This window comes from Bacillus sp. SA1-12 (genome assembly GCF_000981385.1).
Taxonomy (GTDB): domain Bacteria; phylum Bacillota; class Bacilli; order Bacillales; family Bacillaceae; genus Metabacillus.
Window position 1 is genome coordinate 1 of record NZ_LATZ01000030.1, and the last position, 22,154, is coordinate 22,154.

Below are 22,154 nucleotides of genomic sequence, written 5' to 3' on the forward strand. Positions count from 1 at the left end.
TCTCATTATTGCTTTCCTTATCAACGCTTCATAGAAAGTAAGTCCTCCACGTTATCAGCTTACAACGTTGAATTATATCTATTATAGAATGAACTTAGGTGCTTCCTGTAAGCCTGTTAGCCGTTCTTATGCCTGTAACACATCATGGACTTTCATAATTGTCATTCTTACTCATCCACTGCTAACCTCACATTAGGTGATATACACATTTCTATGTATTGCCAGTCTAGACCCGTACATTCAGAAGTTCGTCAGCTTAACCTTTTTACTTTAGGTTCTTTTGCATTCTCACCATATTCATTCAACTCAAGCATCATGATTTACACCACCCCCTCGGGTAGGCTTTCGTCAGCCGAACTGTTACGGTAAATTCTCACGCCTTTTCGCCGAGCTTATAACACTATTATTCTTACTAATTCAAGTGCTATTCGACTAAGAGAGAACCCTTCAGGGCGTTACCCCACCATTTGATTCTTCGATATAATCCTTCAGTTCCGGAAGGAACTGTCTAACCTTTACTTGGGTAATGTGACCATTCCCAATTTAAGCTAGAAACATTTCGCACAACAATCTGGCCCAATACACGAAAAAAACGCGTTCCTAAATAAAATCGCCTTATTCCAGAAGATCTTTACAATGCTGTTATTTTGCAAGATTTCTAGAACTTTCAAAAGTGATGACAATATATAAAAATAATCCTAATATGACTTATTTATCTAATAAAGCACTAGACTACATTGAAGAAATTATTTTCTTTTTAACAATAAGATGAATATTTATTTCTAAGCCGTTAACTTTTATTTAGGTTTCTATAGACTAACTAAACTCCAAACTGTTTTAAATGATGGTCAAGGTGCTTATAAATTCCTTTTCCCCATTGCTCGGAAGTAAGTTTACCGAAAAAAGGATGTGGATGAGTCGTACACTTCTCTGGACCATTATTTTGGAAAGTTATAATTTTTTGTTTCAGTTTTTCCTTCTCTGTTTCAAATTTCTTTTCATCTACAATCAAAATGGTCGGAATTGTAGACATATTTTGGACTAATGGCTTGTCATTATAAAAAATTAGTTTCACAAAGTTTCCTATTAATATCCCTAACCAACCCCTCGCAGGAAAAGAACTTCCCATTGCAATGTCTTGAAAGGATGAGCAATGTGCCAGCATTTGGGCAACATCCATTTTACCCCATTGCGGTTTTGAATTTGGGCTTAATTTGTCAATACGGTTTAAAATTTCCTCTGAATGCAATTGAATAAAAATATTTTTCATTTGTGCACCTCTCTTTACAGGTATACCTCTACATCACCACAAAAAATCCATTTATTCTGTTCTACCTCATTAGACAGCAAATTTTTCCAAAACCTCATAACAATAATAGCATAATAACCCAATTCTGTTCGAAAATCTTATTCTATTAAATGGCCCTATAATGGAATAGATAAGGACTAAATGTTTCTTTTTTTATAGCTATCTATATAATCAACAACAGCATTTGTAATTTCACAAATGCATGAGTCCGGCTCCATCCCGAATTCATGCCCTGGAAGCTGCTTAAATTTAGTGTCGTACACCATGAACTTATACCTAAAAAATAATCATAAATACCTGACCATCGTGTTGGGTATTATTATTTAATTTTTAAATAGATCAAGCCATGTGGAATAAAATGTATTTTTTCGGCCTAAATTGTATAGTTAAAAACCTAATGAAGGGGTGTATTTTTTGAAACAATATGTTTTCATTATCAACACAAACAATATGGAACGTGATCTTATTATTAACGCAAAAGGAATGACAGATGCTTTTAAACAAGTAACACAAAAAGTGAAAGCTAATGATAAGACTAAAACAAAACTCATTAAATTTAAAGGTGTAAAGTATTAATAGTAATTTAGTAACTATATAAAATTTTACAATTAAGTATAATTATAACTAGGGTGCAAGAATATTTCTAAATTCCCCGAAATTGTTTACTATCTTACAACTAACAAACTACCTTGCACCCTGCTTGCAATTTCTTTCCTCCATTATTATTATCTCACCCTTATTTACCACTTTCTAATTTTAGGGCCTAAATTGGTAATCTGATAAAAGTATTATGTTACGATACAGCTTAATTATGAAATGAAGATAAAAATGAACAACAAAGAAAACAACACCAAAAATAAAAAAATTAGGTTAAAAGTTATACTGCTGTAGGAAAAAATGGAGTGAAAGTTAAATATTCATTTACAGATAATGAAGAGGAAGTTAAGAAATCAAGAGAAATATTAAAGACTTCATTAAAAGAGAGATTCTATAACAATCTTATTTTTTAATTTGTGTGTTTATCTAGCTAAATTCACTAAAACAAAAATAAAAAAGAACACTTAAATAGTGTCCTTTTACTTTCTTACTTCACTAACTAATCCATTTAACGGATTATAAACTCGTGCTATATCTCCATCATTTTCCCATATATAAGCGTTTGTCCATAATAATTGTGAAGGTGGATTATGCGTAGCTCCTCTTCCCGAAACAATTGTTACTGATGAGCCTTTCTTTAAAACATAATTATTTGGAAAGTAAAAAGTTTGTCCTCCATCTGCACTGAACAATCTCCATCCAGTTAAATTTAAATCCCTGGAATCGACATTTTTAATAACAACTTTATCTTTATCTAAATCTAAGCTTGTAATTTGTAATTTTCCAAGCGGATCTGGATAACTAGATTGATAAGCAGATACTAAAGCATTACTAATTGCAGATGTACCTCCAAGGACAAATACGTTATAAACTCCCAATTTGTTAACTAAGATTCTGACATTTGGTAAGTAGTTCGTGTTATGCGAAAGGACAATAGCCGCATTCTTACGATGAGCCAATCCTGAAGCTGCTACAGAATCAGGATAATCCTCTTTTCCAGTACTTACTGATGTTCCACGTACTAATATTGCGTTATTAGGTTGAAAATTAGCTAATGCTAAACGATTTGTATCATAACGGTCTTTTCCAGCATATCTTTTCACTGAAATTCCTTTTGATCTTAGACTATCTTCAACCTTCTGACTAACTACTCCTGTTCCACCATATATATTTACACTTTTAATGTTTGAAGGTATGTTTACAGGAATAGTGTCTTTTGTTACTAAGTAAATTGGTACTCCATTTATTGCAGAATCAGTTGAAGCAGATAATGCGTCTGCTACAGATGTTCCACTTGCAACAATTGCTCGTGTATTGGTATCTGTACCTGCTTCCCTGTTAATATTGTATGCAGTTTGATATCTCTCACTTCCAGATATCCTTTCAACTTCTAATCCCTTTGATTTAAGAGTATTAACAACAGTATTGCTAATCGCTTTTTCTCCACCGAGAACATACACTTTTACAGTATTTAATCTTCTTATTTCATCTAGGACTTTAGTAGAAATCGTATTTGGATAGGTTAATAGTATAGGAGCATTTTTAGCACCAGATAAACTTGCAGCACTTAAAGCATCAGCAGGATTATCAGCTCGTGCTAAAATAACAACTCTTTCTCCGTCAAGACCACTAGGCCATCCTTTTTTGGAAATTTCAATAGCTGTTGCTAAACGATCCGAACCAGAAACTCGTGTATAATTACCAGTTGCTTCAGTTTCTTGAACGGCAGAAAACAAAAGTGATCCAGTTAATACAGCTAGTGTTCCAATCTTAAACAATTTCTTCAATTTATTCCCTCCCTAGTAAATTTGTCCGCTTAAAAATTATATACCAGATTGTGGAATGTTTACAATATTTAATAGTAATTATGGACTATAATTCTATTATTATTTTTCCCTTGCTTTTTGGTTTGAACTTTGACTGATTTAGGTAAGAAACAAGGAAAAGTCATGTGATTTTAGACTATTTGATATTAAAACTATCCATGTGCCTTATTAATTTTGAACACCTTGTGAAGATTTTGTTACAACCATATGTGTTTTCGACAATATAACACAGGAAGGAAATCTTACATTTTATTAGATTACTATACCTTTCTAACTTATTATGAATACAAGGTATTCCTATTCGCTTCTTAGGTACAAGGATAAAGCTTCTCACAATCCCCTGTGTGTTAGATAGTCCTTGTACCACTTTTTTTAGATTTACAAAAATATTCTTAAAGGATGGTGTATCAATTGAAAAAATTTGTCTTTACCATTGACTCTGATGAGATTGTAATTAAAGCAAATAGCATTCTTGCAGCAGTTACAGAAATAAAAGAATTAACGAAAGTTGTTGAGGGAAAACGGGATATAAAATTTATAGGTATTAAATATTGATATCCCCTCTATTTCCTCAACAAACACCTTTAGCAATGGAAGACATTTATCGCTCCTCCTCTACCCTTTTAAATTATTTAATTGACTATAAAGATTTTTTCACCTGGCTTAAGTAGCAAGGTTTTGCAGATGTAGATTCTATTTAATCTTTTCCTCATCAAGTTTTAGATAAACTTCCATTAGATGCTGCAAGAGCTTATTTTAATAAAGTATTGGATGAAACTATAATTGTTATCCGAACATGAGGAGAAAAAGCGCGAACGATCTACGACCACAAAAAACCACTTCCCCTTATTTTTTATTGGAAGTGGTTTTTGCAATTGATTTAAATTAAAAGAATCATCAAAGTATTAACTAAGGATGATTATAATGATTGTGATTCAACCAAACTATAATTATTATAGTAAATTACTTCGGTAAGGATTTTATAACCTTGAATTCTCTCGTAAGCTTCTTTTGCTTCTTTCACATTGTCAAACTCAAACATTTTTATATTGTTCGTTAAATGGACAGTAATGATCCACACGAAGATTTCCCTCCAATAAAAGATTTCTTTTAATTTCAGACAGCATGATGAGAAATCTGTATTTTATACCCAACCCCTTAAACGTGAAGCTTCAGCTGTTTTTCTAATTCCAACCATATAGGCCGCTAAACGCATATCCACTTGATGGGCCTGTGATGTTTTATAAATAGCTTTAAAGGAATCGACCATGACTTTTCGCAGTTTTTCAGCCACCTCTTCTTCTGGCCAATAATATCCTTGATTATTTTGAACCCATTCAAAATAAGAAACGGTGACACCACCTGCACTTGCCAATACATCCGGCACAAGGAGGACTCCTCTTTCATGCAAAATTTTGGTGGCTTCAAGGGTGGTTGGCCCATTTGCTGCCTCCACTAAAATCGAAGCTTTAATTTGATGGGCATTTTGTGCTGTAATCTGGTTTGAGATAGCAGCTGGTACAAGAATGTCACATTCTTTTTCAAGCAATTCTTGATTCGTGATCACATCTGTAAATAAATTTGTTACTGTACCAAAACTATCACGTCGATCAAGCAAATAATCAATATCAAGCCCTTCTGAATCATAAAGTGCACCATGTGCATCAGAAATACCAATCACCTTTGCTCCAGCATCATGCATGAATTTTGCCAGGAAACTTCCTGCATTCCCAAAGCCTTGAATAATGATTCTTGCACCTTGTAATTCAATGTCTTTTTTCTTTACAGCTTCTTCAATACAAATTGTTACACCCCGAGCTGTTGCCGCTTCACGGCCGTGTGACCCACCTAAAACAAGCGGCTTGCCCGTAATAAAGCCTGGAGAATCGAATTCTCGAAGACGACTGTACTCATCCATCATCCATGCCATAATTTGAGAGTTTGTATACACATCAGGTGCCGGAATATCTTTTGTTGGTCCTACAATTTGGCTTATTGCACGAACATATCCACGACTTAATCTCTCCAGTTCCCTAAACGACAAATTTCTTGGGTCACAATTAATGCCACCTTTTCCACCGCCGTAAGGGAGATTTGCGATCCCGCACTTTAAGGTCATCCAAATAGATAATGCTTTTACCTCTGATTCATTGACCTCAGGGTGAAAACGTACGCCACCTTTTGTCGGACCTACTGCATCATTATGTTGCGATCTGTAGCCGGTAAAAATTTTAATAGAACCATTATCCATTCGTACCGGGATACGTACCGTGATTGTTCTAAGTGGTTCCTTCAGCAACTCATACACATCATCGTTATAGCCTAACTTCTGAACCGCTTCCTTTATAATGAGCTGAGTTGAATTAAATAAACCCAACGTTTCACTTAGTTTATTGTCTGACTTTTGAATTTGATCATTTTTAGCAGGGGCTATCACATTCATTCTCTACACCTCTTAAAATACAAGTTGTTTTCTCTTTTCATCTATTAGTTTGTGATAATATCATCATCTTCATCATCATTTGGGTTATCAGAATTAGATGCATCTTTTTCTAGTAATACAACTTTCTCTCTTTCATTCCAGTTCACTTCATATCCTAATGACTCTGCAACTTTTATAACAGGTAAATAAGATTTTTTATTCGATTGGTATATCATTAAATCCGTTGATTCAATAACACCTAAACCAAGCAGCAATTTATCTGATTGAATATAAGGTTTTCCGTCTATTATCTTCATTTGGTCAGCTGTATATGGATATACTGCTCCATTTACTTTTAAGGTAAACGGTCCCTTTATCTCTTCTTTTATTTCTTTTGGCTCTTTTGACTTATATGATACGGCATCTACACCGAGAACCGTTCCCTCTCTTGTATTATCGGCTCCTCCGTACATTTTGCCATTTTCATAATCAAAAATAACCGCCTGCACATTTCCAATATGTTGTGGTTGTTCTTCAAACACATGGCCTTTTGCCATCAATTCTAATCTTGTATTCTGATCAATACCTGGCTCCCATCTAACAGTCGGGTATCCACCTGAATAAATACGAGGTGTTAAAATCGCTTCTTGAATTGGCATTTGATGATCGATAACGTTCATAATTGTTTCAACGACTGATGCGATAATCGTCGGTCCGCCTGGAGAACCAATGGCCATAAACGGCTGCCCGTCTTTTAAAACAAAGGTGGGTGACATGCTGCTTCTTGGTCGTTTTCCTGGCTCTACTTGGTTAACACCACCCGGTGTCGCATCAAAATCTGTCATTTCATTGTTTAGCATGAATCCATAATTCGGTACCATGATGCCGGATCCAAATACTTGTTCAATCGTTGTCGTATAAGAAACCATATTTCCCCATTTATCCATTACAGAGAAGTGAGTGGTTTGTCCGATTGGATTTTCTTCTTTTACTGTCACTTGAGAAGAAGATTCCTTTCCTTCATACTTCCATGGGTCACCTTCTTTAACATCAGCAGTAGCCTTATATGGATTAATAAGCTTTCTTCTTTCTTTTATATATTCTTCATCCAAAAGTCCCTTTGTTGGTACATCATAAAAGTCTTCATCTGCCATATAAGCTGCTCGATCAGCATAAGCCAAATGCATTGCTTCTAGTAAGTGGTGAAGATATTTCGGTGAATTCACTCCCATCTTTTGTACATCGTAACCTTCCATTAATTTCAAGATTTGTTGAACTGTCAAACCGCCTGAACTTGGCGGAGCTGCACTTACAACTTCAAAATCTCGATAAGTTGATTTAACAGGCTCTCGTTCTTTCACTTTATAGTTTTCTAGATCTTCTGTTGTCATCGTTCCTCCACGCTTTTGCACTTCTTTGACAAGTGCTTTCCCAATTTCACCTGTATAAAACGCTTGAGAACCTTGTTGTTGAATTAACTTAAGCGTCTTTGCCAGATCTGGTTGAATAAGGATATCTCCTTCTTTTAACGGTTTACCGTTTGGAACAAATACGTCGGCTGCTGTTTGATATTTTTGAAGTTTTTCTACATTTTCATCAATATACTGAGCCATTGACCAGTTAACTTTAATACCTTTTTCAGCTTGTTCAACAGATGGTTCGATAACTTCGGATAAGTTCTTCGTTCCATATTTCTCAAGAGCCGTTTCAACTCCTTTTACCGTTCCTGGAACAGCTACTGCTTTTCCAGTTGTATGACGTTCACTAAAAGGAGTTGGGTTTCCATTTTCATCTAAAAAAAGTTCAGGTGTTACGTTCTTTGGAGCTACTTCACGACTATCGATCATCGTTATTTTATTTTCATCTTTGCGATAAATCATCATAAACCCGCCGCCGCCAATTCCCGACATCATTGGTTCAACAACAGTTAACGATAATTGAATAGCGGCTGCGGCATCGACCGCATTTCCACCTTGTTCTAATATTTTTTTACCCGCCTCAGCAGCTAATGGATGGGAAGCTGATACTATTCCTTTCGTTGCCCCTTTTTTCATAGAATCATCCACTCCAGGAACACTTGCGAAAGCTGGCGTAATCATAAATAAAACACTAAAAATAACTAAAATAAAACTCTTTAGATATTTCATAGATCGTTCTCCTTTCCGTTTTTAAAATGATAGAGCTTCATAAAAAACCCCAAAGCAATTTCAAGAAAGTGTAATATAAAGAATTCCTTAAATAATAAACTATTTGTTGTTTTTCCTCTTAAGCTTCAACAATAAGATGTTTTTCGTTTCTAGGGTTTGTTTTCAACGAAAAAATCAATATATCAAGAAATTTTATTAGTTATTTGGTTTATGTAGTCTACTTTTCCTTTTACATTAAACTCACCTTCCCATTTTGAGATAACAACTGCTGCTAATGAATTTCCTATAACGTTTACAGCTGTTCTTGCCATGTCCAAAAGGCGGTCAATACCAGCAATAAACGCTAGTCCTTCTATAGGAATTCCGACTGTGCCAAGCGTCGCTAATAGTACAACGAATGATACTCCAGGAACCCCTGCGATTCCTTTAGATGTAACCATCAATACAAGTACTAAAGAGATTTGATCAACAATAGATAATTCAATGCCATACATTTGGGCAATAAAGATGGCCGCTAACGCTTGATATAACGTAGAACCATCCAGATTAAATGAGTAACCTGTCGGGATAACAAACGAAGCAATCCCTTTTGGACAACCAAGTTTCTCCATTTTGGTCATGATTCTTGGCAATACTGTTTCAGAGCTCGCTGTCGAATAAGCAAGAATCAGTTCATCTTTCAATAATTTAATAAAATGAATAATGTTAATACCCGCCCATCTTGCGACAAGTCCTAAAACAACTAATACAAAGAAAGCCATCGTCGCATAAACCAGAATCATCAGCTTACTTAATGGAATAAGTGATTGTACGCCAAATTTTGATACTGTAACACCAATCAATGCAAATACACCAAATGGAGCAAATTTCATAATTTGGTTTGTCACATAGAACATGGCTTCCGCTGTACCCTCGAAAAATCTTAGAACCGGTTTTCCTTTTTCACCTATCGCTGCTAGGCCAAGCCCAAAGAAAACAGAGAAGAAAATAATTGCTAACATGTTTCCTTCTGTCATCGCTGCGACAATGTTTGGAGGAACGATATTTACAAAGGTTTCAGCAAAACCATGACTCTTTGTTTCCTCGGACGTCTCTACATAGCTGCCGATATCTGTTTTCTGCAAGGATGACATATTAACGCCGCTTCCGGGTTGAAAGATATTTGCCGCTAACAATCCGACGATAATGGCAATTGTTGTAATAATTTCAAAATATAAAATCGTTTTACCACCGAGTTTACCAAGCTTTTTCATATCGCCAACACCGGCAACACCGACGATTAAGCTTGAAATGACAATTGGAATGACGATCATCTTAATTAAACGAATAAAGATATCGCCAATTGGCTGTAAAAACTCTGCTACTTTTGGATCTCCATAAAACAGAGCACCTACGATAATACCTGCTACTAAACCTATTAAAATTTGCCATGCTAGTCCTATTCTTTTCACTCCATACTCCCTGCCTTTTTAAGAATTTTATAAAACTTGTTTTCTATCATAATCTCTAGTTTTTTTATGAGTTTCTTCCATAAACATCAGAGAAAATAAGAAAAAAAGTCGCCCTATAAATCAGATTCACCCTTTCCAAACACCTGTATTGTATAAAGAATTTTAAAGAAACATGATCTTAGCTGTAAAAAGTTCATGGCTGATAAAAGTTTCGTTTAATCTGGAGAGATTAAAAAATTAAATGGAAACAATAATAGAAGTGGTTAAGACGTACGTAATAAAATTTGGACAAACCCTCCTCTGCATCAATTTCATTATTAGTTGGAATCCTTCAAAAAATCTTTTTACTCAAGAACTAAATAGCGCTCTTTTGAAAACCTTTTCATTTTTTCGTTCTAAAAATACTTAATCATCTCCAATCTATTAAAATTAAGAAAATTATATCTATTGTTCTTTTTATATAAAACTGAAAAAAAAGAAAAAAAGTAAAGCATAAATCTTGTCTAAATGATTTCAGACAAAATTTATGCTTAGAATAAAGCGTTTATATCCATTGATAAAGATGTTTAGGCCTCCCCATCTTTTGATAACTAACAATTTTTTGGACTTTCTCTTTTTCGATTAAATGAACTAAACATCGATAAACTGTAGGATAAGCTAAGCCTACTTCTTGTATAATTTCATCAATCGCACAGGGCTGACTACAAGATTGTAAAAATTCTAAAACATGAGATAAACTCGTTTGACTCATTCCTTTTGTTACAAAAACCTCATCTTTTTTCTTCATTGTTGCCTCAAATAGACGTCTATGTAGTTTAATCCGAGAAATGAGGTCAGGGGCTTTTATCGGTTTAAGTGCAAAATCCGTTGCTCCCTTATCCAAAAAACAATCAGCAATCTCCTGTCGTTCATCCACTGTTAAAACGAGAATAGGAACTTCTTCATTCAACATTCGGATCTCATCCACCGTCTTCAACCCATCCATTTCAGGCATATGAAAATCTACAAGAACGACATCCACTTCTTTTTCCAAAAATTGCGCTACACCTTCTTTTCCATTGCTGCAGACGATTGCCTTCCAACCTGCAAAATCACAAATTTCATTCAGCATATAGCGAACTGATTCATCATCATCAATAATCAAAACTTTCATGATTACCTCCTACTAAACAAATCCAAACAGTGGTTCCCTTCCCAATTTTACTCTCAATAAAAACAGTTCCCTCATGTCCTTCTGCTACTTGTTGAACAAAAGATAATCCAATACCGGGATGCTGTTTTGTACTGTACCCAGCTTTCCATGCCTTCTCTTTTTCCTCTTCCGACATCCCTATTCCATTATCTGATACCCCCAGCCAAACCTGTTTGTCATAGACCTTGGCCTGTATAGTCACTTTTCCTTCAGTTTGCCCCTCAATAGCGTCAAAAGCATTATTAATCAAATTAACTATGGCACGTGTCATCCTGATTTTATTGATTCTAAGTTGGATTTTTTCAGATTCAGCAGGCAATTGAAAATCTACCTTAGTGTTAGTACCACTCAAACGACTCGCATGAACATAATCAATTAACTCTTTTAAAGAACACCAGTTTTTTCGGGATTCACACAAAATTTCAGAAATCATTTCACTCATTGAACGAATAGATATCGAAACATTAGAACAATATTCCTTTATTTTTTCATCTTGAACACGGAGATCAATGAGGGAAATGAGTCCTTCAATGGATGCCAGCGGAGTTTTTAGATCGTGAACCAAGTTCAACATTTCTCTGTCTGAGCGGGCTTCAAGCGCCTCTAATTTTACTAAATGAAGGTCTTGAATAATTCTCCATCTAATGAGATATCCAGTTAGAATCACGGCATTGATAAGGAATATGGCACATAGAACTAGTGAATATAACGAAAGAGATTCAACAAATCCAATTTGAACCGCCAATTGCTTAACTTTAGTTGAAACAGCCCCGTGACCAAAGCCGTAAGCTGTAAGAAAAGGTACCTCATCCAACCATTGTACCCCGAAGAGGATCTGAACGAGAACAAGCGATTTCATAAATAGGCTTAATCTCCCTTTTTCCAGCTTCTGCAGTAAAATAATAGATAAAATGATCAAGATAGCCGGAGTTCCAAAATGATAGTTTGGTATAACAGATAAATTAATAATAATATACCTAAGTGGAATAAGGAAAAGAGGAATGGCAATTTTGAGCCAACTCCGCTGATATCTCTTCCCTAGCTGATCCCCTAGTAAAACGGCCCCCAGATAATAGGGAAGTGCACGGATTGTATTAAGCGTAACTAATAAAAAGGCGGTAACTAGCAGGGAGTTCCCGCTTGGACTGTGCTCCATTTGTTTAATTAATGTGTCTATCCCTATACTTTCTGTAGTCAACCAGTACGGCATGGAAATCCCTAAAAAAATTAAAGCTAGTCCCAGCCATATTAATTTTGAATTAAGTGCCTTATTCATTCATAAATTACCCTTTCAGAGTGATGAGTGTTGGAACATTACTGTTAAATTGAGTATAGTCAAGGGCTAATTATAAAACAATATCTCCGTTGTTTTTTGCTTAAAATATCCACAAATTATTTTTAGAATTAGTGGATATTTTAACGTTTAGGTTGGATTGAGCGTTTTTTATACTTCATCCATTTTCCCCCTACATACGTTTTTTGAGAGCGTTTAACTTACCTGAATTATTACATTTTGGAAGTTTGTATGGAAGTGCAAATTATTGACATGGGTACTATACAAAATTGATATGAGATAGTTTTTAACAAGAAAAAAATCCACCAATTTTAAGGTGAATGTTTATGATTCTCGAAATATGATGTACCCTATTGATAAAAAATGGACTGATCGGTTTTTACCGTTCAGTCCATAAAGAATGATCTTACTCTAGAAAAGCGCCATTTTCTGGAATAAGAACCAATCGCCTTCCTTACTACAGAATTCCGTCCTTTAGTTCAATAACAAATTCAGACTTGGCAGTATTTTATTAGAGTGTATAATGGTGATTTTCACTTTCTAATTGGTCGGAGTGAGTCCAAATTACCCCCCAGAATAAGCTTGTCAAATCGACTTGCCATTAAAGTTGATATGTATAGTAATCTTGTGAATGTATAGCTTTGAATCCTACTGCTTGATATAACCCCAGGGCATGGTCATTTTTCGTTTCAACTTCTAAATGTACCGAAAAACCATCTGAAATTTGATCTTTAATGACTTGCTTCAACACGTTTCTGCCAATTCCTTTGCCTTGATGTTCTGGCAATATGGAAAAACCATATATCCAAGCTTGCCCATCTTTTCGTTTTACAATAATTTTCCCTACCGTTTTTTCGTTCACATCAATCATTAACATGTCGGTATCTTCCTCTCTCCCGAACAAACTTTCCATTGATAGGGCATCTTCTTTGCCCATACCGAACGCTTCAACGGATAAACGTACACGCATGTCTAAATCATCCACATTTGCTTTTCGCAGTGTTAAACCCTCTACTGTTTCTAGGGGGCTTTCTTGCCAATCCATTTGATGTTCTGTAAATGCATAAACAGCACCTTGTTTATTCAAAAAAGCTTTTGCTGAATGTGACCCTGCAGGTGCGTTCAATAAGATTTTCTTGTATCCGTTTTGTTTAGCTGTTTCCATCCCTTTTTTGAACAAAAGGCTGAATCGTCCCTTTCGTCGTTCGCTTGGTTTCACCATTCCGCACACTTCAACAGTAGACCCAAAAGAATACAACCCTAAAAACGCGACAAGTTCATCATTTTCATAATGAAGAAAGTCCAGTTGATTAGATTCGCGATTTTCCAGCATATCCCAGTTAAGTTTCAGTTGTACATTATCTTGAGTTTCGCACTCTTTTTGTAGTTTTTTAATAGCTTGTAATTGTTGTGTCGTTAACATAAATGTCTCCTTTATTAACGAATTGTTTTTCAATTGTATATTGCTTATCCTTCTCACTAATAGGAGAATTCAATATGATTTAGTTGATATCCTTTTCAAATGATGAAAAAAGAACCAACCTGCTATTTAATAAATCTTATTCCATGAGTTTTATTAAACTTATATGATTACACATAGGTCTACACCAATGTTTTGAAGGATAAATAAAAGCTAAGTGTCAACCTTCTATTAGGTTGACACTTAGCTTTTGGAGTATATATCAAGTTGAATTATTTGATTATTTTTGCGGAGCATTTCAATAAAGCACCCTTTTTTGGAATATCCGATGCAGCCCACTACTTGTGAGTTCTCCCAATGTGCTTAATCAATACCGCTAAAACAACTTTTGATTGCACAAAGGATCATGATCCTTTGCAGCTAATTTTCCAATGAAGTTAAAAACTGTCTTCATCCTGTCCTGACAATGAGTTAACTCTTTGTCAGCTCGTAGTACCCTGCTTTATTTTCGGTTTATTTTCTTGAGGAACGGCCCGTTTTATAAATATTGAGACAATCCATGCAATGGCCACTAGTCCGAATGCAAGCAAAAACGCGCTTTTCATTCCTGCAATCATTGCTAGGATTTGTAATGTCGTCTCATCTTCCTTCATCACCGTTGTTTCCATAAAACGAGTAGAACGATTGGTCATGATAGATACAAGCAATGCTGTCCCGACAGCGCCGGCAACCTGCTGAAGCGTACTGATAATAGCCGTTCCATGTGGATATAACGGAGGCGGCAGTTCGTTCAAAGCGTTTGTCATGATCGGCATCATGACCATTGAAATCCCCAACATTAATAGCGTATTGAAAATCATAATCGTACTATACGGAGTTGACAATGTAATAGAAGCAAATTGCCAAAGCGTATTCGCGATCAACCCTAATCCGATAAGCGCCAGCCACTTAGCCCCAAATTTATCAAATAATCGGCCTGTAATTGGTGACATAATCCCCATAACAATACCGCCTGGCAGCATAATCAAACCTGCCTGCAACGGACTGTAACCTAACGCATTCTGAAGAAAAATCGGCAGCAGCATCATCGCTGAAAACATCGCCATCATGACAATCATCATGATCAGCGTCGACATTCTAAAAATGGTGTATTTAAATGTTCTTAAATCCAGCAACGGCTCTGAAATCGTCAATTGTCTCCAAGTAAACAGGACTAAAGAAACAACGCCGATTGCTATTGGAACTAGGACTTCATTACTCGTCCAACCCCCATGTCCTTCACCAGAACTGCTGAATCCATACACAATCCCCCCAAAGCCTAAGGTTGAAAGGAGAAGCGATATCGGATCAATCTTCGGTTTCGTCGTCTCTGTCACGTTTTTGAGCATCACATATGCAAATATCATAACAAACAATGCGATGGGAAGAACTCCGTAAAAGAGAACCCTCCAGCTGAAATGCTCGACAATGATCCCTGATAGAGTGGGTCCAATCGCTGGAGCAAACGTAATGACAATTCCAATTGTCCCCATTGCCGAACCCCTTTTTTCAAGAGGTACGATGGAGAATACCACATTGGTTAGTAAAGGAAAGAGCAGCCCGGTACCCGCAGCTTGCAGCAGTCTTCCGAAAATGAGTACTTCGATCCCTGGTGCGATAGCCGCAACAAATGTCCCCACTGTAAACAATCCCATAGCCCCAAGGAACAAAGTTCTTGTCGTGAACCGCTGAATTAAATAAGCGGTGACTGGAATAAGAACACCTATAACAAGGAGGTATCCAGTAGACAACCATTGTGCAGTACTCGGTGCGATTCCAAATTCATCCATAATTTTTGTCAGTGCTACGTTAAGTAACGTTTCATTCAAAATGGCTACAAACACACCTAGAATCATAATCATGACCAACAAAAAGTTAGCTTTGCTTCCAAATGTCCCTCCGTTTTGAGTCGATTCATTTTGATTTTTCAAATTCTTTCTCCTTTCGAATTGCGAAATGCCAATTCAACATGTTATTGCCTTAGGAAAGTCAAACGATTTTACCGTTCATTCAGAACATTTGGTGTGATTGAACATTTCTCTCTCATACAAATTCGCAGTAAAGTTGTTTGGAATTACCGTAATTTCGTTGTCTGTTCAAGAAAACTTTCCGTCATTATTCTTTTATACTTGCCACTATACAGAACAAATATTCGCATTAATGTTATCACATTAAGTAGATTCTGCCAATCAAAACATGATGTGATTTATGATCTTAAAAAATATATTGTTTACTAAATAAATCCAATTTTATACACAATATCTTTCTTCACTATTTATTCTGACAATTCCGATGTGATCAATTTGAAAGTAAGTAGATTGTTGTTTTTCAGGGGAAAATTGATTGAAGTTGCTAATAAGACTTTTGGTTTTGTGAGGGAAATAATCCTTTAGGAGCTGAATCTTAATCAAGATTCATGCTTCAATTTGTAGTTAAGGATGTTGTAAAGAATTCACTTGACTACTATTTAGGGAAACTTTTAGAGGACTTGTTAGATCCTTAACCTTTTTGCGATAAAATCTATCACACTCAAGCAAAAAAGGATTTTCAACGGAGCTGTTGGGAAGATGGGAAAAGAACTAAAAATTCTTTTCCCACTTAGTTTCTCACTAATTATTTTATCTATTAACACACTTAATCTCATTTATAAAGCGGAATATCCCGGATCGTTTTCTTCTTACCATACCCAAACGCACCAAATCGTTTGCATGTTTCCGCAGCTGCGACCGCTGCCCTGGCCATTGCTTGTGTTGGATCAGGATTTTGTACATACTCTTTTAAAAAGATCGCGACAAATGTATCCCCTGCTCCTAAAGTATCAATCACTTCTGTCTCGACAATGCCTTGTTCATATAACTGGTGAGTGTCAGAAAATAGCGCACCCTCTTCCCCTCTGGTGACGAGGACATTTCTCGTGCCCAATTTATGTACCTTATTGATGAGCTCTTCACATTCGTTTCTCGTTAAATCACCGCCGGAGAAAATCGCAAATGTAAGGTGCGGACAGACTTGGGCCAGGTATGCCTCATCATAGGTGGTTGAAAAATCAAATGATAGCAAAATATGCTTTTTTAGCATAGGAAGCTCACTTTCCAAACGACTAAATACGCTTGTATGGAGCAGGGTATGGCTGCCGATGTACTCTAACTCAGAATCAGGGAATGTAAGCTTAAGAAGGGACTGAACTCCTCCCCTATTTGAACCAACAAACTTGCGGTCCCCATGTTCATCCAAGCTGACAACCGCCACTCCTGATGGACCGATCGCTCTTCTTACACGTGGCACATTAATATCTTCCTTTATTAATGAATCAATAATGTGATCGCCTTCTTCGTCATTGCCGACAATTCCGATATAAGAAACATCCTGAACTCCGTTTTGTCGCCAATACACCGCCACATTTAGTGCATTTCCTCCTGGAAACATTTCTCCACGATCCTCATAATAATCAACCACATTGTCACCAACAGCAATTAACTTCATCTTCACCCAAACCCCTCTCAACTTCTCTATCTAAATTGTCATAAGCATAATGCAGAAACTGGTCAAAAGTAAATAAGATTCTATTAAAACGATATATTCCTATTAATAAGCAACCTTACGATAATATCTCCTCGTTTCTAAGGAATGGTTGCGTTGATCCTCCAAATGAACGCTCACTCGCTGAAGTACAGTTGAGGTGACAATTGGTGATAGATATTTTCGAAACTCAGGGACAATTCCCTTTAACTCGTAATCTTTCGTATCAAATACTGTGAGCTTTTTCGTGTATTTCTCGGCAAAGCGTTCGACCCGTGCCATCAGCGGGCGTGTTTCATCCTCACCCTTTAGCAGTATCATGCTTGTGTCTTCCTCGACAATTTCTAATGTTCCATGGAAGAATTCAGCGGCATGAATCGATTTTGTTTTGATCCATTGCATTTCTTCCAGGACACACATCGCATAGGAGTAAGCCCGTCCCCAAGTATTTCCGGCTCCGACTAAAATGTGATAGGGTTCATCTTTATAGGTTACTGCAAACTCGTTTGCTTTTGATTCGGCTTCGGTTTTCACATTTAATAATACCTCTGGAAGTGCTTCTAATTGTTCGGCAAATGCCTGATAGCTTGGGAAGTCTCCTTTCTTATGCATCAAGTTAAAAATGAGGAAATAGAGAATCAATTGATTTGAGTCACCGGCAAAGTCGTTTTCTGCATAATTTACGAGTGGATAATCAACGATTTCTGCTAAAGGCTTATGGTATTCTCCAGTGATTCCGATCGTTGTGGCCCCTCGCTCTTTGCAATAGTTCGCAGCTGCAACCGTCTCTTCTGTTGTCCCTGAAAGCGATGAGAGGATGACCAATGATTCTTTGGTTAATTGCTGATGATTCATCACGGTAAATTCAGCAGCAATTTCGGCATAAACCGGGATGGATGAAGTGGACTTGATCATAAATTCAAACGGATAAAATGTCGCAACAGCGCCGCCTGATCCTAGTAAAAAGAGATTCTTGTAATCTTGCTGACTCACTTTCTCAACAACCTCTTCAATCTCGCATCTAAGTGTTGCTGCCCCTCTTGTCACCTGTAAGTATTTTTCCTGATCAAACTTTAACATTTCTCTCACTCCCACCTCGAATTTTTCAAAAAAAGGTTATAATACATTATAATACGTTATGTATAATGTATACCTCCTGATAGATAGAGTCAACTATTTTTTACCAAAGAGAGCCTGATTCTGCTCCCATTGTCGTTATCCCTTTATACTTCCAGCAGCTAAACCTCTAATAAAATACTTTTGCGTGAAAATAAACAATAAGATAAGCGGTATGGCTGACATAACAAGCCCTGCCATTAATACGCCCCAATCAGTTCGTAAGGCATCACGAAACACTAACAGCCCGGCAGTAATTGGTTTAACCTCTTCACTCTGGATGAAGATGACCGAAAACAGGATCTCATTCCAGGCAAAGTATGCTGCCAAAATAATCGTCGTAAAAATAACTGGCTTACTGATCGGCAGGAAAATTATATAGAAAATCTGAAAGCTATTGCACCCATCGATACGGGCAGCTTCCTCCAGCTCCTTTGGAATCGAGAGGAAAAAGGCGCGTATAATGAGAATGGATAACGGCAAGCGATAAGCGACAAATGGAAGCACAAGCGCCCAGTACGTATCATAGATTCCAAGACTTTGTGTTAATTCATAAAGCGGAATCAGCGCGACCTGTGGAGCAAACATTAACCCTGCAGAAACAAACAATAGAAAAAGCTTTTCTCCTTTTAAATGGAATCTCGCTAACGCGTAAGCACATAGCGCCCCACATAAAACGGTGAGAAGACAGGTTAATGAAGTGACAATGACACTGTTTAAGAAATAGGTAGATACCCCGATGCTCCATGCTTCCACATAGTTTGAAACAAGCCAGGTTTCAGGCATGGCCCAGCTGCTCGTAAAAATAGATTTTGTATCTTTAAATGAATTAATGACCATCCAAAATAACGGATAGGCAATCGCAACAAAATAGAGAAACAAGAGGATCGAGACGAAGAAAGCCCCGATTGAAGTGGCATTTATCCGTTTCTTTTTTGCAAGAATCGTTGGATTCACCTGTAAATCAGTTGATTGGTGTTGAAGATTACTCATGTCCTCACTCCTCCCCTGTTTTAAATAGTTTTGCTTGGAATAAGTAGAAAATAAGCGTGATGATTAACATGACGTTCGCTATCGCTGAAGCATAGCCTAATTCGCTATCAATAAATGCTTTTTGATATAAATACGTACTAAATACTTGGGTAGCATTTGCCGGACCTCCAACGGTTAACACGAATACTTCACTAAAGACTAAAAAGGATCCCGTAATGGTGTAGACGGACATTACAAAGATCATTTCCTTCGACTGCGGCACGGTTACATGCAGGAAACGCTGGATTCTGTTCGCCCCATCAATGGTTGCCGCCTCATATAACTCCTGAGGAATCTTTTGCAGAGCCAGAATATAAAGCATCGCCGCCCAGCCAATATTTTGCCATTGCGAAACAGCGATCACCGCAAACATCGCGGTTTCATGGTTTCCTAGCCAGCCTGTTGCCCAGGATTCTAATCCGATCAGCTTTAAAAAGGCATTGAGCAATCCGATCTCAGGATTGTAGATATATTGAAAAAGAATCCCGATCACTGCCATCGAAATAAGCACAGGGAGAAAGTAAACCGTTCTTAAGAACGTCGAAAATCTTCTAAAAATCACGTCCTCAAGAATCGCAGCCAGGATTAAACCGCCAATGACCTGGAAAACGACAGATGTAATGACAAAGACGATGTTATTCTTTAACGCTGTATAAAAAATAGGATCTTGAAAAAGACGAGAGTAGTTTTCGATATTAATAAATGCTTTTTCAGGTGAAAATGGACTCCACTCAAAAAAGCTTAACCAGAAATTATTGATGATCGGATAATAAACAAAAAGAAGGAGTAAAAGAAAAGCCGGGGCTATATACAGGTATTGAAACACTCGTTTTTGGATCATATGAGACATTCCTTTACAAATAGATTTAAGGGTCGTGCCGGCTAGCTTAAACACTAGCCAACACAAATTAGTTCACCTATTTTTTAATCGATTTGGCTGCCGCCTGAACCTGCTCCATGACCTGCTCAGGAGTGGCTGTTCCTGAATGCATTTGCTGAACACCTTCGATATATGGCTTCGCAATTCTTGAATCAATCGAATTATCTAACCAGTTTAAAATATCATCTGTTTCGGCAATCATATTGGTTAGCTTAATCTCCATCTCTGTTGCTGTGTTTTCATTCACTGCGCCTTTAACCGCACTTGGCATGCCTGCTTCTTTCATCAGCTTTTCACCGATTTGTTTTGATGTTAAGAATTTCAAGAATTTCATTGCTTCATCTGGGTGTTTAGAGGCTTTCGACACCATAAAGCCCTCTGGTGCACCGATGATTCCTGTTTGGGTTCCTTCCCCTCCCTCAACGGTCGGGAATTTAAACGTATCATACTCAAACTCGGCTTCCTCAAGAAAAGGTGCTTCAAATGTTTCGAGAAAAATCATTGCGGATTCACCATTTAGGAAGAAGTTCCTTGCTTCCTCATGGTCCAATGAGTTTGTATTCTCATTAAAATAGGGCTGCAGCTCATCCAACTTCTTTAAGGCCTCGACATACATCGGATCCGTAAACTCGCTTTCACCAAACGTGTTATCCTTTGCTAATGTTTCCGGCTTCACCATGCGCTGATTCAAAGAGGTAATATAATGTCCCCCGGCCCATGGGAATTTGTTTCCTAATAAAATTGGGGTTTCACCCTTTTCTTTTAAAGTTTCTAATAGATCGATAAACTCCATCCAAGTCGCTGGCGGTGTTACATTGTATTTTGCAAAGATTTCTTTGTTGTAGTAAAACACCTTTGAATCTGTATAAAGCGGCACACCGAAATGTTTTCCTTCAGAGGTGAAGGGCTTTGTGGCCATGAGCTGTTCTGACCACGCTTTGTCTTCTTCAAAATACTTGGTAATGTCTAAAGCAATGTTTTCGCGAATGAACTTATCGCCGTATTCTCCGACCCACGTAAAGAATATGTCCGGCGGATTGTTATTCCCTAAAATAACATTGATTTTCTGTTTGTATTCATCATTCAACGCTGTCACTTGATCGATTTTGATAGTCGGGTTTTCTTTTTCAAATTGCGCAATAACCTCGTTATAAAACGTCTTATACGGTTCATTTGGCCATCTGTGTAAAAACGTTAAGGTGACCTTTCCATCTGCATCTTTCGAATCACCTGAGGAAGAAGAACTGGATGAACAGCCAACGACCAATGACAAAACCAATAAAAGATTCAGTATAATTCCCCAATTACGCTTCATGACATTTCCCCCTTGAAATCATTAATCATATAAACCAGTTATTCAAACGCTTACATTATCTGGTTATCAAAGAGTTTGTTCGGAAAGATCCCCCCTTTCCAGTATTTGTAACGTTATATAACGTATTAATCTGGTGTATAGATCTTCCTATTCATCGAAATCTACTCGCCAATGACCTGAATATAAACCTTCCTGCTTTGCGGTCCATCAAACTCAGCTAAGTAAATATCCTGAGCATGCCCGAAAATCATTTCGCCATTTTGAACAGGCAGCATGCAGTTATTCCCTGATAGCATGGACTTTAAATGACCTGGTGCATTGCTTCCAGTGGCTCCGTAGGATGGCAGAAAATGCGCATGGGCATAGGGTTCATCCTTTGGAATCAGCCGATCAAGGGTTTCTTCAATATCAATTTCCAAGCAATCGAGCCCTTCGTTCACCATAATGCCTGTTGTGGTATGTGCGGTGATGACGGAGACTAATCCGTTTTGTATGCCAGATTCTGCTACAAATTGCCGGACCGTTTCGGTAATTTTGATTAACTGAAACTCTTTCTGGGTCAGTAAAACGATATTTGTTAAGTTCACCATTTAAT

The 22,154-nt window shown here is 37.1% G+C and carries 18 protein-coding genes; 2 read left to right on the forward strand and 16 right to left on the reverse strand.

Annotated features, from left to right (window positions below; translation table 11 throughout):
- Positions 1 to 820: 820 nt before the first annotated feature.
- Positions 821 to 1,270, reverse strand: coding sequence for a DUF1569 domain-containing protein (locus tag WQ54_RS15510; RefSeq protein WP_046585234.1), 450 nt, complete (start codon positions 1,268 to 1,270; stop codon positions 821 to 823).
- 453 nt (positions 1,271 to 1,723) lie between these two features.
- Between WQ54_RS15510 and WQ54_RS33645 the strand changes: the two genes are divergently transcribed.
- A complete protein-coding gene (locus WQ54_RS33645; protein ID WP_156177972.1) occupies positions 1,724 to 1,885 on the forward strand; it encodes a hypothetical protein in 162 nt (53 codons plus the stop codon).
- 500 nt (positions 1,886 to 2,385) lie between these two features.
- Here the strand turns inward: WQ54_RS33645 and WQ54_RS15515 are convergent, their stop codons facing one another.
- Complete coding sequence (locus tag WQ54_RS15515) at positions 2,386 to 3,693, reverse strand: cell wall-binding repeat-containing protein (protein ID WP_046585236.1); 1,308 nt, start codon at positions 3,691 to 3,693, stop codon at positions 2,386 to 2,388.
- A gap of 450 nt (positions 3,694 to 4,143) precedes the next feature.
- Here WQ54_RS15515 and WQ54_RS33650 point away from each other — a divergent pair, with 450 nt between their 5' ends.
- Complete coding sequence (locus WQ54_RS33650; RefSeq protein ID WP_156177973.1) at positions 4,144 to 4,287, forward strand: hypothetical protein; 144 nt, start codon at positions 4,144 to 4,146, stop codon at positions 4,285 to 4,287.
- A 364-nt stretch (positions 4,288 to 4,651) separates the two neighbouring features.
- Here WQ54_RS33650 and WQ54_RS34290 read toward each other — a convergent pair whose 3' ends face one another.
- From WQ54_RS34290 to WQ54_RS15580, 14 genes are all read right to left on the reverse strand, one after another.
- The gene (locus WQ54_RS34290; RefSeq protein WP_197089604.1) at positions 4,652 to 4,813 is read right to left on the reverse strand and encodes a hypothetical protein; all 162 of its coding nucleotides are present in this window, start codon (positions 4,811 to 4,813) and stop codon (positions 4,652 to 4,654) included.
- 63 nt (positions 4,814 to 4,876) lie between these two features.
- Positions 4,877 to 6,175, reverse strand: a complete 1,299-nt coding sequence (locus WQ54_RS15520; protein ID WP_046585237.1) for a Glu/Leu/Phe/Val dehydrogenase — start codon at positions 6,173 to 6,175, stop codon at positions 4,877 to 4,879.
- A gap of 44 nt (positions 6,176 to 6,219) precedes the next feature.
- Positions 6,220 to 8,301, reverse strand: a complete 2,082-nt coding sequence (ggt, locus tag WQ54_RS15525; protein WP_046585239.1) for a gamma-glutamyltransferase — start codon at positions 8,299 to 8,301, stop codon at positions 6,220 to 6,222.
- 182 nt (positions 8,302 to 8,483) lie between these two features.
- Positions 8,484 to 9,752 (reverse strand): cation:dicarboxylate symporter family transporter, encoded by a 1,269-nt coding sequence (locus WQ54_RS15530; protein WP_046585241.1) that lies wholly within the window; start codon positions 9,750 to 9,752, stop codon positions 8,484 to 8,486.
- A gap of 544 nt (positions 9,753 to 10,296) precedes the next feature.
- Positions 10,297 to 10,905 carry a response regulator gene (locus tag WQ54_RS15535; protein WP_046585242.1) on the reverse strand — a complete coding sequence of 203 codons (609 nt, stop codon included), beginning with the start codon at positions 10,903 to 10,905 and terminating at the stop codon, positions 10,297 to 10,299.
- On the reverse strand, positions 10,886 to 12,220 hold the full coding sequence (locus tag WQ54_RS15540) for a HAMP domain-containing sensor histidine kinase (protein WP_046585244.1): 1,335 nt from the start codon (positions 12,218 to 12,220) through the stop codon (positions 10,886 to 10,888). Before WQ54_RS15540 ends, WQ54_RS15535 begins: the two co-directional genes overlap by 20 nt.
- A gap of 619 nt (positions 12,221 to 12,839) precedes the next feature.
- Positions 12,840 to 13,661, reverse strand: a complete 822-nt coding sequence (locus WQ54_RS15545) for a GNAT family N-acetyltransferase (RefSeq protein WP_046585246.1) — start codon at positions 13,659 to 13,661, stop codon at positions 12,840 to 12,842.
- Positions 13,662 to 14,140: 479 nt separating this feature from the next.
- Positions 14,141 to 15,628, reverse strand: a complete 1,488-nt coding sequence (locus tag WQ54_RS15550; RefSeq protein WP_052737814.1) for a DHA2 family efflux MFS transporter permease subunit — start codon at positions 15,626 to 15,628, stop codon at positions 14,141 to 14,143.
- Positions 15,629 to 16,337: 709 nt separating this feature from the next.
- Positions 16,338 to 17,180: a PfkB family carbohydrate kinase gene (locus WQ54_RS15555; RefSeq protein ID WP_046585248.1), complete on the reverse strand. Its 843-nt coding sequence runs from the start codon at positions 17,178 to 17,180 to the stop codon at positions 16,338 to 16,340.
- 102 nt (positions 17,181 to 17,282) lie between these two features.
- Entirely contained in the window at positions 17,283 to 18,296 is a 1,014-nt protein-coding gene (locus WQ54_RS15560) for an SIS domain-containing protein (RefSeq protein ID WP_046585250.1), read from the reverse strand.
- 135 nt (positions 18,297 to 18,431) lie between these two features.
- Positions 18,432 to 19,325: a carbohydrate ABC transporter permease gene (locus tag WQ54_RS15565; RefSeq protein WP_084822098.1), complete on the reverse strand. Its 894-nt coding sequence runs from the start codon at positions 19,323 to 19,325 to the stop codon at positions 18,432 to 18,434.
- A 4-nt stretch (positions 19,326 to 19,329) separates the two neighbouring features.
- The gene (locus WQ54_RS15570) at positions 19,330 to 20,205 is read right to left on the reverse strand and encodes a carbohydrate ABC transporter permease (RefSeq protein ID WP_046585252.1); all 876 of its coding nucleotides are present in this window, start codon (positions 20,203 to 20,205) and stop codon (positions 19,330 to 19,332) included.
- Between the two features lie 76 nt (positions 20,206 to 20,281).
- Positions 20,282 to 21,559 carry an ABC transporter substrate-binding protein gene (locus WQ54_RS15575; RefSeq protein WP_046585254.1) on the reverse strand — a complete coding sequence of 426 codons (1,278 nt, stop codon included), beginning with the start codon at positions 21,557 to 21,559 and terminating at the stop codon, positions 20,282 to 20,284.
- Between the two features lie 161 nt (positions 21,560 to 21,720).
- The gene (locus WQ54_RS15580; RefSeq protein ID WP_046585256.1) at positions 21,721 to 22,149 is read right to left on the reverse strand and encodes a secondary thiamine-phosphate synthase enzyme YjbQ; all 429 of its coding nucleotides are present in this window, start codon (positions 22,147 to 22,149) and stop codon (positions 21,721 to 21,723) included.
- Positions 22,150 to 22,154 lie beyond the last annotated feature (5 nt).

Excerpts from the sequence above, each read along its gene's own strand:
- WQ54_RS15510 (WP_046585234.1), bottom strand. The coding sequence starts at position 1,270 with ATGAAAAATATTTTTATTCAATTGCATTCAGAGGAAATTTTAAACCGT.
- WQ54_RS15520 (WP_046585237.1), bottom strand. The coding sequence starts at position 6,175 with ATGAATGTGATAGCCCCTGCTAAAAATGATCAAATTCAAAAGTCAGAC.
- ggt (WP_046585239.1), bottom strand. The coding sequence starts at position 8,301 with ATGAAATATCTAAAGAGTTTTATTTTAGTTATTTTTAGTGTTTTATTT.
- WQ54_RS15535 (WP_046585242.1), bottom strand. The coding sequence starts at position 10,905 with ATGAAAGTTTTGATTATTGATGATGATGAATCAGTTCGCTATATGCTG.
- WQ54_RS15540 (WP_046585244.1), bottom strand. The coding sequence starts at position 12,220 with ATGAATAAGGCACTTAATTCAAAATTAATATGGCTGGGACTAGCTTTA.
- WQ54_RS15545 (WP_046585246.1), bottom strand. The coding sequence starts at position 13,661 with ATGTTAACGACACAACAATTACAAGCTATTAAAAAACTACAAAAAGAG.
- WQ54_RS15555 (WP_046585248.1), bottom strand. The coding sequence starts at position 17,180 with ATGAAGTTAATTGCTGTTGGTGACAATGTGGTTGATTATTATGAGGAT.
- WQ54_RS15560 (WP_046585250.1), bottom strand. The coding sequence starts at position 18,296 with ATGTTAAAGTTTGATCAGGAAAAATACTTACAGGTGACAAGAGGGGCA.
- WQ54_RS15565 (WP_084822098.1), bottom strand. The coding sequence starts at position 19,325 with ATGAGTAATCTTCAACACCAATCAACTGATTTACAGGTGAATCCAACG.
- WQ54_RS15570 (WP_046585252.1), bottom strand. The coding sequence starts at position 20,205 with ATGATCCAAAAACGAGTGTTTCAATACCTGTATATAGCCCCGGCTTTT.
- WQ54_RS15575 (WP_046585254.1), bottom strand. The coding sequence starts at position 21,559 with ATGAAGCGTAATTGGGGAATTATACTGAATCTTTTATTGGTTTTGTCA.
- WQ54_RS15580 (WP_046585256.1), bottom strand. The coding sequence starts at position 22,149 with ATGGTGAACTTAACAAATATCGTTTTACTGACCCAGAAAGAGTTTCAG.